Source organism: Pedobacter nutrimenti (assembly GCF_032678445.1).
In the GTDB taxonomy this organism is placed as follows: Bacteria; Bacteroidota; Bacteroidia; order Sphingobacteriales; family Sphingobacteriaceae; genus Pedobacter; species Pedobacter nutrimenti_A.
Map to the genome: position 1 here is coordinate 17082 of NZ_JAVTSQ010000005.1, position 12104 is coordinate 29185.

14 protein-coding genes are annotated in these 12104 nt (G+C 44.8%); all 14 read right to left on the bottom strand.

Annotated elements, in window-relative coordinates; genetic code table 11:
* Window positions 1-29 precede the first annotated feature (29 nt).
* The gene (gene traM / locus R2S08_RS09640; RefSeq protein ID WP_316834975.1) at window positions 30-1307 is read right to left on the bottom strand and encodes a conjugative transposon protein TraM; all 1278 of its coding nucleotides are present in this window, start codon (window positions 1305-1307) and stop codon (window positions 30-32) included.
* Between the two features lie 14 nt (window positions 1308-1321).
* The gene (locus R2S08_RS09645) at window positions 1322-2155 is read right to left on the bottom strand and encodes a site-specific DNA-methyltransferase (protein ID WP_316834976.1); all 834 of its coding nucleotides are present in this window, start codon (window positions 2153-2155) and stop codon (window positions 1322-1324) included.
* A 13-nt stretch (window positions 2156-2168) separates the two neighbouring features.
* Window positions 2169-2645: a hypothetical protein gene (locus tag R2S08_RS09650; protein WP_316834977.1), complete on the bottom strand. Its 477-nt coding sequence runs from the start codon at window positions 2643-2645 to the stop codon at window positions 2169-2171.
* A 2-nt stretch (window positions 2646-2647) separates the two neighbouring features.
* A complete protein-coding gene (gene traK / locus R2S08_RS09655) occupies window positions 2648-3265 on the bottom strand; it encodes a conjugative transposon protein TraK (protein ID WP_316834978.1) in 618 nt (205 codons plus the stop codon).
* A gap of 11 nt (window positions 3266-3276) precedes the next feature.
* A complete protein-coding gene (gene traJ / locus R2S08_RS09660; RefSeq protein ID WP_316834979.1) occupies window positions 3277-4515 on the bottom strand; it encodes a conjugative transposon protein TraJ in 1239 nt (412 codons plus the stop codon).
* A gap of 7 nt (window positions 4516-4522) precedes the next feature.
* Window positions 4523-5152, bottom strand: a complete 630-nt coding sequence (locus R2S08_RS09665; protein ID WP_316834980.1) for a TerB family tellurite resistance protein — start codon at window positions 5150-5152, stop codon at window positions 4523-4525.
* Between the two features lie 6 nt (window positions 5153-5158).
* On the bottom strand, window positions 5159-5800 hold the full coding sequence (locus R2S08_RS09670) for a hypothetical protein (RefSeq protein ID WP_316834981.1): 642 nt from the start codon (window positions 5798-5800) through the stop codon (window positions 5159-5161).
* A 35-nt stretch (window positions 5801-5835) separates the two neighbouring features.
* Window positions 5836-6513 (bottom strand): conjugal transfer protein TraI, encoded by a 678-nt coding sequence (locus R2S08_RS09675; protein WP_316834982.1) that lies wholly within the window; start codon window positions 6511-6513, stop codon window positions 5836-5838.
* Between the two features lie 6 nt (window positions 6514-6519).
* Window positions 6520-6909 (bottom strand): hypothetical protein, encoded by a 390-nt coding sequence (locus R2S08_RS09680; protein WP_316834983.1) that lies wholly within the window; start codon window positions 6907-6909, stop codon window positions 6520-6522.
* Between the two features lie 24 nt (window positions 6910-6933).
* On the bottom strand, window positions 6934-9366 hold the full coding sequence (locus R2S08_RS09685) for a TraG family conjugative transposon ATPase (RefSeq protein WP_316834984.1): 2433 nt from the start codon (window positions 9364-9366) through the stop codon (window positions 6934-6936).
* Window positions 9367-9400: 34 nt separating this feature from the next.
* Window positions 9401-10219, bottom strand: a complete 819-nt coding sequence (locus R2S08_RS09690) for a hypothetical protein (RefSeq protein ID WP_316834985.1) — start codon at window positions 10217-10219, stop codon at window positions 9401-9403.
* Window positions 10220-10305: 86 nt separating this feature from the next.
* Window positions 10306-11103, bottom strand: a complete 798-nt coding sequence (locus R2S08_RS09695) for a hypothetical protein (protein ID WP_316834986.1) — start codon at window positions 11101-11103, stop codon at window positions 10306-10308.
* On the bottom strand, window positions 11072-11425 hold the full coding sequence (locus tag R2S08_RS09700) for a DUF4133 domain-containing protein (protein WP_316834987.1): 354 nt from the start codon (window positions 11423-11425) through the stop codon (window positions 11072-11074). The genes R2S08_RS09695 and R2S08_RS09700 overlap by 32 nt, the downstream gene beginning before the upstream one ends.
* Window positions 11426-11427: 2 nt before the next feature.
* On the bottom strand, window positions 11428-12102 hold the full coding sequence (locus R2S08_RS09705) for a hypothetical protein (protein WP_316834988.1): 675 nt from the start codon (window positions 12100-12102) through the stop codon (window positions 11428-11430).
* Window positions 12103-12104: the final 2 nt, after the last annotated feature.

Below are 12104 nucleotides of genomic sequence, written 5' to 3' on the forward strand. Positions count from 1 at the left end.
GTTGCTTTAAATTTATTATAGAAAGAGTATTACTGGTTCTCCATTTTTTGCTTTTCGTCCCGTAGCAGAACCTTATATCCCGCTTTTACAGTGACCTTGATCAGCTTTACCTTTTTACTAAAAAAGGTCTTTGCTGCCTCCACTCCCGCACCGGCAGCCTGTACCCCTACAGAATTGCTCATGGAGCCAAAGGAAAGATCCTGTATCGCCCTGTCGGTTGACTCCTTGGCTACATCCCTGGCAATAGCGCCGGGTATGTAAATTCCCTCCATCGCATCAATATCCATTACGGCCAGGTCTACCGGATAGATGGACTTCTTATATTTGATCCCGGTAACTTTGATCAGCAGCCGTTCCCCGGTCAGGGTTACGGTCCCGAAAACGAAATTATCCTTGGGAATCAATTTCCCATTGATAAATACATCACTCAGCAATCTTAGCTTCACCGTAGAACCGCTGACCAGGGTCTGCGTTTCATGCACCACGGCATCTATGGTATTCTGCTCATTAGTATCAGCCACTTCCCCAATAGAATAGAAACCGGTATCGCCATTACCGAGGTTACCTGCCTTGCTGTCTAAAAAGGATATGCCCTCCTTGTTCTTTGCCGTTGTTACGGCAAAAACCTGGTTACGGCGCTCAATTGAGGTCTTCCTGAGCTTTTCCTGTACCCGTTCAGGATGTTGGATGTCCAAAACCCGCTCCAGCATATCATTGAGCTGGGCTGTTTCTGGGTCTTGTTGTCCATTGCCGCTTTGCATCTGTTGCATCATCTTTTCCAGCTTTTGCACCGCGCTGCCATCCAGGTCAGGAGTAGCTTTTTGGCCTGGTAAAACGGCGTCGCCATTCTGGTTTATAGCCTGATTAAGCTGTTGCAGTTTTTGGTACACTTTCGCTTCGTTGGGATCGATATAACCGGAACCATTATAGGGTGTCGTATTCAGTCCACCGCTGCCTGATGGCGTATAAGGCGCAGGAAGCGGACCTGGTCCCGGTGCAGCAGCAACCGCCCCATTGCTTTGCTGATAATAAGGATCACTTTTGAGTTGCGCCCTCAATTGGGCGGAATCCTTTCCTGCCTGTTCATAGTAGCTCATCTTATCCAGGTCTTTGTCCTCTTTAAGGTGTGCATCGGGAAGGATATTATTAAAACCTGTCTTGGTGCCGGTACTGGCGCCCGCACTTTCCACTTTCCCACCACCTAATGACCAGAATATCATGGTCAGGAAAGGAACGATCAGGAGCGGCAGCACAGTCAAGAACCTGCGCTTCTTCTCTTTTTTTGAATTTTTAGCTGGATTTTCCATATGCTTAACTTGTTTTAAAATTCTTCTTCATTAAATAAATCAGATTGGGTGGCTTGCATGAAAGCATGGGCAACCCGTCTGCGACTGATGGAAACATAATCGACTACCTTTCCCTTATGACCAGAGGCCACATTTTTCTCAATCCCAATAAAATTCCTGCGTTCCAATATGGCCGCTACCAGGAAACTTCCGCTTCCACAGGCATTATCCAAAACCAGTTGCCCGGCTTTGGTATAGGTCCGGATCAGCCATCGTCCGAGCGACACCGGTTTTTGGGTAGGATGGTGCGCACCATCGGCCTGGCTGGCTACCTTGGTATAAACCCAATCCGCAATCTGCTCCTCTTCAAAAAAGAGGACATCGGTCGGGAACCGTTTTCCATGTATATTACGAATCGGCTGCGTCTTAAAAGCGTTATAATTCCCGGTTACATCTCCTTTTCTAACACCCTTATCATAAGGTTTCCCATTTGTTTTTTCCGGTTGGAACAAAGGTTGTTCCTGGTAAAACAGGCATACATCTTCATGCCGGCGCAGCGGCTGTTTTTGTGCATTGAGAAAGTTACCTGCACTGGCTTTGATCCAGACGATCTTATACTTAAACCAGGCCAGGTTACTCATGATCAACCTGGCTGAAAAGGCATGCTGGCCCGTCAATGCGATTACACCCCTCGGTTTGATGATTCTTTTATACTGCTCCCATAATTTTCCCAGGTCAATTACCGTATCCCACCGATTATGCGTAACTCCATATGGAAGGTCGCAAAGGATCATGTCCACACTTTGGTCTTCTATCCACGCCATCACTTCAAGGCAATCCCCCTCTATTATTTTATTCCTTAACTCCATGCCCTCTCACTTTCTATTGATATCGATAAAGTTGTTCTACCCTTGTTATACTGTCCATTAATCCGGGCCTGCTTTGCAGCAAACTATCCCGTTGCCTTCTTCCCTGTTCTGTCTGCCCCAGGCTGTCCAGCAGGGAACGGAAGGATGCAATCCGGCCTCTGATCCCTGCTGGCATTTTCCTATCCACCGCTTCTGATTGTTGCAGGATTACCTTTTGATTCCGATCATCCGGACCGGTACTCAGCCCGCCTGTTTTTCCGGACAGGCTGCTGATGATAATATAGGTACAAGCGCAAGCCATCATGACACCATAGAGAAAAAATGCAATTCCCTTTCCCCTTGGGGAAAGCCTGTTGGTCTGCCTGGTCATCCAGGCTGCCCATCCGTTTTGCATCTTATTAAGTATACCTGCCAAACCTTTAGCGATCCTATCCCTTGCTATTTCCCTGCCCGAATTGCGGGAAACCTTTCTTTTGTTGAACCACCCCATCGCTACCTGTTTTTAATACTGATGTCCTGATTTTCCAGAGTATGCCAACCCTCGAGCAGAAATCCGTGCGGATTGTTATCACTGCGGGATACACTTCTGAGTAACCCTTCGGTGACCAGGCTACGGGTAGCTATCGTAGTAGCCCTGGTAATTTCCTGCCTGCCAAAGAACCGGAAGGAATAAGGATAGGTATCTGTATTGACTTTGATGCTATCGACAAGGACAGTCTGACTGACATTGCCCGAAATCACATTGCTGTAATAGTTCTGTTCTTTTAAGTTATCATATTCGCGTTTAGCGGTGGCATCGGCCAAATAAAGGGCTTTGGTTATATTACCCGTGATCACTTTTTCATCTGGTGCGAGCGTAAAAAAGAGCTGATGAAATGTTTTTACGTGATCCTTTAATTCGATCAGTAAATTATCCGTCCGGTCAGATGTGATAGCAGAAACGACCTTCCCATTGAGCAGAATGAGTACTTTGTCCTCTGCTCGTTTCACCCGCTGCTCGCAGAAGTAAACGTAAAGGCCTACGGTGATAACATTGGCAACGATGAGTATGATGCTGAATGTTTTGATGTGCCGGAACGCCGAGTCTATATTTCTTGTTTTACTGAACATAAAAACTTTGTTTAATCTTTGTCTCCACTATTGTTTTTCTTACCTGATAATTTATCGGCCATATATGCACCGGACGAACCTATGATCCTGCCGATACCTCCAGTGACCCCGCTGCCGGACTGGCTGCCGCTCAAACCTTCGTTGAAATTCTTTTTCAAGTCGGCGATATTGCTGACGCCCTGTGCCATTCTGCCGGCAACCATACTCCCGGTACTGGTCGCCAGGCTGGTAATCCTTTGACCAAAGGCACCGCCACCACCGGAGTTGACAATAAAACCCGCCACCGATGGGACGGTGAAATAACCGATGATACCAATGATCATAAAAATCAGATAACCGGTATCTGTAGAGCTGAAAAACGTATCCCCCTTTTGATGCAGTTGGGACAAATCCAGTTTCAACATGTTTTCCTGGATCTTGCCGATGATGCTGCCGAAAATATTGGCTACAGGTAACCAAAGAAAAATATTGAGATATTTAGCAATCCAGGCTGTCAATGTATGCTGGAAACCATCAAAAACACTAATGCCGAAAACCAACGGGCCGATGATCGCAAGCACAATCAGTTGAAAAGTCCTAAGGGTATTGATGCATAAAGCTGCCGCTTCAAACAGGACATTGAGTACTTCGCTCATCCATTGCTTAACGCTGTTTCTGAAATTGTAAGAAGCCTTTGCCAAAGCAAAAGAAATATCATTACCTAAACCATCGAAGAAACCCTCTTCCGGTGCTGGGTCAGAATCTTTAAGGCCCTGAGTGTACTTGAGCCATTTATCTTTATCACCGCTTCCATTCTGGCCTATATACATCTGGTAGAATTTGCTTTCCTTTACCGCTTTTTCTTTTTCATCCAGCAAAACCTCTATAGCTTTATTGGAATCTTGCACCATTTGTGCCGTTCCCGCAACAACCGGTTGCATTACGCCATTGAGCACACCGATAACCGCGTTATTAAAAAAAAGGATACAGAATCCTAATACGAAAGGCCTGAACAATGGATAGAAGTCCACTTGTTCGGCATTGGCAATATGCTTCCATATTCGGGAGCCGATATACCAGAGGGCAGCAAAGCCGGCGATCCCTTGTCCTACACCAATTAGCTTTTCACACATCGGAAGCATTTCATCATATAATTTATCCAGCACACTTTGCATGCTTTTGATATCCTTTGCCACGCCCTGGGCATGACTCAGTAAGGGCAATACCCATCCCACTACGGTCAATAAGACCGTCCATCTCCACTTTGCCATTCTCTATTTATTTTATGTTATACAAATTTCCTATCTGCCCTATATCCTGTTGTTCCTTTTTGCGCTGGAGTGTCAACATTGAGGTGTTGCTATTGAAGCTTTTGAGAAAGGCAAGTTTGTCGGCCATTTCCTCGTAGATACCGTCAATGGCCTTTAACCGCTCGTCATCGCTCATCTGCAATTTTCCTGAAGTAATGACATTAGCCAGTTCTTCCAGGTTGCGCAGGCTATGGCCCAAAAGATTAGAATAGACGCTGCCGATATAACTTAGCTCTGATGGCCGCAGCAGGTTGCTGGCCCGGAACCGGTCATAGGCAGTCCTGTATTCCTTTACCAATACTATCTGGTACTCTATGATCTTACCAACCTTATAGTACCTTTTTACTGTTGGACTGGCTTCCATGAGGCCATCCATAAAGGTTTTATGAATGCTGAAATTCCCCTGGGACAGATCCTTGATGGTATTGTATCCTGTACTGACGATCGTATATCCTGTTTTCAGATCCTTTAAGATCTGTTTAAACTGAGCCAGCTTTTCGACATTAAGGAGCAGTTGCACTACCTCATCACTTTGCGCCCTGACCTGCAAACTACCTATGCCCGTCAGCACCAACAATGCAAAAAATATCTTTTTCATGATTCTTTATTTTATACCGTTTAGCTTTAAACTGTTTTCCGCTTCCCTTACATCAACGTTCCGATGTGTTACCAGTTCCATAGCACTGCTACTGAACTGTACTACGAAGGCATGTTTATCCAGCATATCTTCGTAAATCCTGTCAATACGCTGCAACCGTTCGTCATCTTTAAGGGTTAAAGTACCGTCAGTAGCAGTCTGGATCAGGTCGTCTATAGAATGGCCGCAATCCTCCAGCAACCGGTCAAAGACCTGTTCACAATATTGACGCTCCTTATCGGTAAGCAAGTCGCCATCCCGGAGTTGCCTCCTGGTTTTGCTTTGGATGCGGAGTATCCGCTGCTGAAGGGCCATAACTTCGGCTACCCTTGAATATTTTTTGATCTCCGGGTTGACGTTTACCAGGGATTGGAAGTAGCCCTTGTGTAAATTGAAATCACCATTTTTGATGTCCCCGATAAGGGTCAGTCCCTTCTTACCTATATCATATCCGGTTTTCACATAACCGATATATACCTGCAGCGCCGCTATCTGCTCGATCAGGTATTTCTTTTGCGTTTTCTTCTGCCGGAACCATTCCGAGAAGGTTTGTGCTTGTGTGCCCGTTGTTACCATAATCAGCAACAGCAGCAAAATCATTTTTTTCATATAAGCCATTTTAAACTGTCTGCTCAAATTCCCCTTCACTTTAACCCATAGAGCTTTCGGACCAGGTCAACCTCCTGTTCTGATTTCGCCCGCTGAAGGCTCAACATCCCGTTATCGGAATTGAAATCCCGTAAGTCGATATAGTTTTCGTTGACCTTTTCTGCGGCAGTATTGATCATTTCTATCCGTTTGGCATCTGTCATCTGTGTACGGAAGGAGTTGATCACCAGGTAGAGCTGTTCCATATTCGATACGCTCTGATCAAGGATGCCGCTATAGACCTTGCCCATGTACTCGATCTCCTGTGGCGTAAAATGTTTGTCACTACGCACAAGGGACCATGCCCGCCGGTATTCGGTGATGATGGATTCCTGCTTTTGAATGACCTCCCTGATCCGTTGGTAATAGGTGATGATAGTCCGTACCTTTTTGAGTTCGTCGAAATATACCTTGTACAGTTCCTTTTGCTTTTCCGTCCATTCCGATATCTCCCTGAGCTTTAATTTAGACATCGCGTTTTCAAGCACCTTCTGTGCGTTCTGCAACCAGATGATCTTATTTTGCTGCCGTTGGATCTGTAGGTCAACTGCCCGGATCACTTTTTTGACAGCAGCCTTTATGATATCGATTATCGGTATCTGGGCATGGCTTTGTTTTACAGGCACCAGCGTTACTGTTAATACCAGCAGTATCATCGTCAGTATCTTTTTCATGGCCTTCTATATTTGGGTATAGGTTTCCAGTGTCTTGATGTCTGCATGATTGTAGTCTTCGAGATATAATGTCTTTTGCAGCGGATCGAAGATGCAGTAGCGGTACCCCCCGATCTCGATAAGATGCCCGTTGGAGTGCCAGCCATAAGTAGCCAGCCAACAGTGTTCCTCTTGCAGTGTATTTCTCAGACAAACCACCTGTGTTACCTTATAGATACTGCCATAGGGGCTGATCTTCAAAGTAATATAATGGCCCTGTTCGGGTTTTTTTTCATCAAACAATCTCCTGATATAAGTTGCTTCCATTGCTTCCAAACTGGAAGTGTGCTGATCCGCGAACCTGGATGCCATACGCAGGATCATTTTTATCCTACTCCATAAACCCTGTTTTTTCATAATGCTTTTTTTTATCGTGTTATGTTATTTATCTTTTGCAAGCATTTTGATGCCTTCTTCCATGCTTCCGTACAGCTCTGCATATTCAGCTACCTTGACCCGTTCTTTACCTTCTGTAGTGAATGCGTAATACTCTTCGGGACAGAGTTCATTTTTATACACCTTCTGGATCTGGCCGCCCAGGTCAATAAAAATTTCCCGATGATCTTTATTGACGGAAAGGAGGATGGTTTTCGCCTTTTCGGACAGTCCGAGCGCATCCTGAAGTTTGTCGAATTTGTTGATGAACTTGCGCATGTCCATCAGGATCTTGATATCTGCATTATTGATAATGGCATCCTTGATCACAGGGGAGCTGATCAGGTCATCAAGTTCCTGGGTGATCACGATCGGCACCCCGTTGAATTTCCGGATGGTCTTGAAGGCATACTTTAAAAACTCCGCCATACCGGATTTGGCGATGGCCTTCCAGGCTTCGTCGATACAAAGGACTTTTCGCAACCCTTTTAGCTTTCTCATTTTAGAGATAAAAAGTTCTACAACGATGAGGGTTACTACAGGAAAAAGAATGGGGTGATCCTTGATATTGTCCAACTCGAAAACAATGAATTGCTGATTCAACAGGTCAAGATTCTCTGTTGCATTCAGTAAATAATCGAATTCACCGTTTTTATAATAAGGCCGGAGCACATACAGGAAGTTGTCTACATCAAAATCGCGTTCCTTAACCTTATGCTCGCGGAGCAGGGCGACATAGATATTTTGGAGGTACTCATAAAATGTGTTGAAGCAGGGGAACACATCGGCGCGCTGATCCAGATAGCCGTAATAACCGCTCAGTGCATTGGACAAAGCCACATACTCGCTACGGTTAAAGCTTTCATTCTCCTGTTTCCACAGGGAAACCAAAAGTGATTTAAGGCTCTCTTTTTTTTCGGTATCGAGCTGTTGCCCATCCGGGAGGTAAAAGGGATTGAAACGAATGGGGTTCTTTTCCTCATACGTGAAATAGTATCCCTTTAATAATTTACAAAGGCTTTTATAACTCCCACCAATATCAACTATAAGACAGTGTGAATCTTGTATATATAAAGAATTTAAAATATGATTTACTGTCATCGATTTTCCGCCACCACTGGTACCGCAAACCAGCATGCCCATATTACTAGTTACCCCAGTCTGACGTGGCTGATCGAACATGTCGAAATATAATGGACGGGAAGACAACCGGTCGCAGAACCGGATACCCTGATGGGGCAATACACTTTTGGGTTCGCCTTCCAGGTTCAGGAAGCACGTAGCCTGTTCAAGAAAGGTATCAAAGGAGTCATTAACAGGAAAGTCGGCCGCATTGCCCGGAATACCCGCCCAAAAGATCTGTCCTGCTCCAGCGGTTTCCTCTTTGGCAACCGCATCCATCTGTGCCAACGCCGAACTCACCTTGTTTTTCAGGTCTTTTAAATCCTTTTTATCCGTAGACCACAAAAGCACATTGAAATGGGCTTTTACAGGAAGCCTTTGCTGGCTGATCGTTTCATTTAAAAAGTCATCCACTGCGTCCCTGGAAATGGCATTCTCGCGGCTGTAAGCCGATAAGGATTGAAGCCGGAGCTTTTTACTTTCCAGCTTTTTGATCGTGGCCCGATCATCTTCAATAAAAATATACTGGTTGTACAGGTGGTCACAATCGAGTAGCTGCCCCAGCGAACTGGCAAAACCCATACTGAATTTGGTCCTGTCGGTACTGTATTTGTCATAATTGATACGGCTACCGCACAAGGCAGGCAGGTCAACAACATCGGCAAGCGTATAGAGCTGACATTGTTTATTGCCCACACGTATCCCTTCTTTGAGTTCTATATCCCGAACCAGGAAGTTATCCTGCTCATCGGCCAGGTAACAGTACTGTTCTATCACGCCATTCTTTCGCTGAAAACTGCTCAGGTCGCCGTCGCCCAACCGGGTCAGTGTTACAAAACCGGAATCTTCCATGATCTTCTTGAACTGGCCGCAGGCGTCCAGAAAACGTTGCAGCATATCCGGCCGGATCGTCTGTTCGGGAACAATACTGCTCCTAAGCAGGTTAGAGAACAAAGACGTACTCAGTTTCCTGCCTTCCGGTTTTTTAGTCAAATAGATATAACAGGTATGCTTCAGGTAAGGCCGTCCCTTAAAATGTTCGCCTGCTGCATGAGCCAGGAAGCTGTCATCTGCAGATGTCTCCGGTTGATAAGTCCTTGAAGCGTACCAATCCTGTTTATGGAACACGGTAAATTTAGGCAGGAGCTTGATCGCTTTGATCCAGGCCTGGTGAAACCCCTCGTATTCATCATTCGATAGGGTAAATATTTCCGGCAGTTCCGCTTTGTATGCTACAGTTATATCCCCCTGTTTACTCAGGATACAATCGTGCTCTATACCCATTATGGGCAGTATATCATCCATCCACTTTTCCATCTCACTGTTCTTTATGATGATTAATTATTGAAACTTACTTCAGTCTTTTGCCATGCCTTTTGGCAGGCTTTTCAAACCCATACTTGATATTGAGGTCTCTTGCTACCTTGGTCATCTTCCTGCTAATGGCCAACATATTTTTCATTTGCGGAGCGGAGAGTATTTCTGCTGTTTGATGTTTTGGTGAGATTGAATAATATTTCAGAAAACCGAGATCCGTTTTATACTCTTTCCTGGATGCGCCAACAGAATCAAGATTCATTGCATAGGGGATCTTAATGGGCAATACCTCAACTGGCAAGAGTGAACAATCCTCAGGTATTTTCACAAGTTGCTTACCAGTTTTATGGTAATATCCCAAAAGATAAAAGCCAGTTACATCCCGTTCCAGAAGGTTTAATGAAGTGCTTCCCGCTCTGGTCTCAGCGACCAACAGTCTATTCCCCTCCAGGTCAATCTCAAACCGGTCACCTGCAAGATCAATTGTCGGCAATGTGCCGCCTAGTAGCTGCCTTAGCCAGATGTAATCCTCTGCACCTATCAGAAAAGACAGATCATCACGTTGCATGACTTCGTTTAACGGAACACCATACTTAAGGCTCATGCCTTCAGGGTCCAGCACGTTCAAAGGTGGAATCTTAACGACTTTTACATTTTCTCTGTCCTGCTGCAATTCCAAGGGCATTGCCTTCCTGTCAGTATCATATTCAAAACGGTAATGCGTGCCCATGTTCTCCATATTTGAAAAATAAATGACGTTAAGGGGACTTCGCTGTTGATACAACAACATCCGCATAACATCGACCACGAACTTTGTCCCCAGAATATCGATCATTGGTTCTTCGCCCCTCATACTTCCTTATTTTATTTCTCTCAGTAATCTATTGTACATTTCTTTTTCCCGCTAGCCAACCCGAAACCATTCTTTAAAACTTAACCTTACAATCCTGGTCTAAGCTTCTTTTTCGTGATTCTATGTTCCATCCTATTCTCTTTCAACTGATTGCCTTGTGCCAGATTCCGTTCTATGATTTTGGGTAATTCGGTCTGAGATAAAGGAAACGCCCTTGCCTCCAGGTGAAACTGGAAATGGTAGACATCAAGCAGCAGCATGGGATCTGTTGAATACCGTTTAGCTGTGGCAACTGGATCTAACCAGGCTTCGTTAGGAATGGCCAACTGGACTATTTGTTTGGGAAGCTCGGTAATCGTATCAGGGATGTCGACTACTTTCTTTGTCCCAGTGTGGTAGTAATACAGGTATTTCAATCCATCAGGCGTCATTTTCTTTCTTTCGAGCTTAATGACCTTTCTGATATTACCGACCGCCCTCAACTCCATAGTGTTTACAATGATGTGATAGTTCTCATTGACCAGTTTTATGATTGGCAATTCATTTTGAAGTCTTTTTGCCAATAATTCTTGCGGGCATTTCAAAAGCATATCTTTCGGTGGAAGCCTTGAAAGTGGCAGGCCATACTTCATGCCGACGCCTACAGGGTCCAGATCAACCATCTGTGGTATCTTTAATTTCAGACTATGGGCGCTGCTGCTAAAAGAAGTAACAATATTTTTTCTGTCCCTGTCATAATGCAACATGTAATGGCTTCCCATATCAAGCATATCAAAGAAGCGGATCAGGTTCTGGGGCACGCCCTTTTCTCTCAGTTCAGCGAAAGCTACGTCCACATAGAATACCGTAGCATCAAGCGTTATTTCGGGTAGTTTCTTTTCCATCTTTTTCCTCCTTTTTTATAAATACCTTCCTGCTGTTTGATTTTACAACATGAGGGATGCTGCGCCGGGCAATCGCTTTCATCATACCATGTTCTCCGTATTTGTTGCTGAGTGCATAAACCTTGATCACCAGGCCTGTTCCGGCAAGCAGGATGATCAATACACATAGAATAGAATTTACGCCTAACATATACATGGCTGCAAAAAGGATCAGCAGTACCAACACACCAGCAGCGAAATACCAGATGTATTGTGCCCTAAGCCCTTTGAACTCTATACTTTTATTAATCCCTTTGTTGATTTGATATATGCTGTTTGCCATAATCAGATGCTTTTGCCTTTCTTGTGTTTCGCAATGTGTTTTTCACCTGGACGCTCAATCAGGTATTCGTTCTGTGCCGTGATCACATCCCGGAGCATAGTTTTAATCTCCATGCCAGAGGGTAGCCTTTCCACGGAGATATGGTCGGGTAGTTTACCTGGCGGATTCCGAATGTCGAATTCATGAGGGAATGGGACATTGCGGGCATTCTTATCAAAGTAAACCGTCCATGGATCATCACAATTCGTGTCGGTATAAAGGAGGACGTTCCATTTGTTGTCAACCTCCCTGAAGCCTTTACGGATCTCATCTATATAAAATTCAGTGCCGCCGATGTGTATAGTCGGAAGTGGTGTTAAGTAATGCTCGGCCCATTGGTATTTCCCTTGCTCAATAAGTAGTTCCATACCACCTGGGTCCAGGGCGGATATGGGACGCACCCATACATATTGTACATCTGCATCTGGTCCAACGTCCGAATAAAGGTCCTGATAGGCATTTTTTGTTTTGTGGTCAAACAGAAATTCCGAATGATCGGGGAAATGCATCATCTCCACAATAGGTATCCTGTTGTTGGTATTGCCAACCTCAATGAATTCTTGTGAAGCAGCGTCGGCGTAAAATTTTATCCCTGCTATATCGATTACCGGTTGTCCCCTGTTGATAAATTCTTCCATAA

What these genes read in the sequence shown, in the direction of transcription:
- traJ (WP_316834979.1), bottom strand. Translation starts at nt 4,515, where the DNA reads ATGGCAAAGTGGAGATGGACGGTCTTATTGACCGTAGTGGGATGGGTA.
- R2S08_RS09700 (WP_316834987.1), bottom strand. Translation starts at nt 11,425, where the DNA reads ATGGCAAACAGCATATATCAAATCAACAAAGGGATTAATAAAAGTATA.
- R2S08_RS09705 (WP_316834988.1), bottom strand. Translation starts at nt 12,102, where the DNA reads ATGGAAGAATTTATCAACAGGGGACAACCGGTAATCGATATAGCAGGG.
- R2S08_RS09675 (WP_316834982.1), bottom strand. Translation starts at nt 6,513, where the DNA reads ATGAAAAAGATACTGACGATGATACTGCTGGTATTAACAGTAACGCTG.
- R2S08_RS09680 (WP_316834983.1), bottom strand. Translation starts at nt 6,909, where the DNA reads ATGAAAAAACAGGGTTTATGGAGTAGGATAAAAATGATCCTGCGTATG.
- R2S08_RS09690 (WP_316834985.1), bottom strand. Translation starts at nt 10,219, where the DNA reads ATGAGGGGCGAAGAACCAATGATCGATATTCTGGGGACAAAGTTCGTG.
- R2S08_RS09665 (WP_316834980.1), bottom strand. Translation starts at nt 5,152, where the DNA reads ATGAAAAAGATATTTTTTGCATTGTTGGTGCTGACGGGCATAGGTAGT.
- traK (WP_316834978.1), bottom strand. Translation starts at nt 3,265, where the DNA reads ATGTTCAGTAAAACAAGAAATATAGACTCGGCGTTCCGGCACATCAAA.
- R2S08_RS09645 (WP_316834976.1), bottom strand. Translation starts at nt 2,155, where the DNA reads ATGGAGTTAAGGAATAAAATAATAGAGGGGGATTGCCTTGAAGTGATG.
- R2S08_RS09685 (WP_316834984.1), bottom strand. Translation starts at nt 9,366, where the DNA reads ATGGAAAAGTGGATGGATGATATACTGCCCATAATGGGTATAGAGCAC.
- R2S08_RS09695 (WP_316834986.1), bottom strand. Translation starts at nt 11,103, where the DNA reads ATGGAAAAGAAACTACCCGAAATAACGCTTGATGCTACGGTATTCTAT.
- R2S08_RS09650 (WP_316834977.1), bottom strand. Translation starts at nt 2,645, where the DNA reads ATGGGGTGGTTCAACAAAAGAAAGGTTTCCCGCAATTCGGGCAGGGAA.
- R2S08_RS09670 (WP_316834981.1), bottom strand. Translation starts at nt 5,800, where the DNA reads ATGAAAAAAATGATTTTGCTGCTGTTGCTGATTATGGTAACAACGGGC.
- traM (WP_316834975.1), bottom strand. Translation starts at nt 1,307, where the DNA reads ATGGAAAATCCAGCTAAAAATTCAAAAAAAGAGAAGAAGCGCAGGTTC.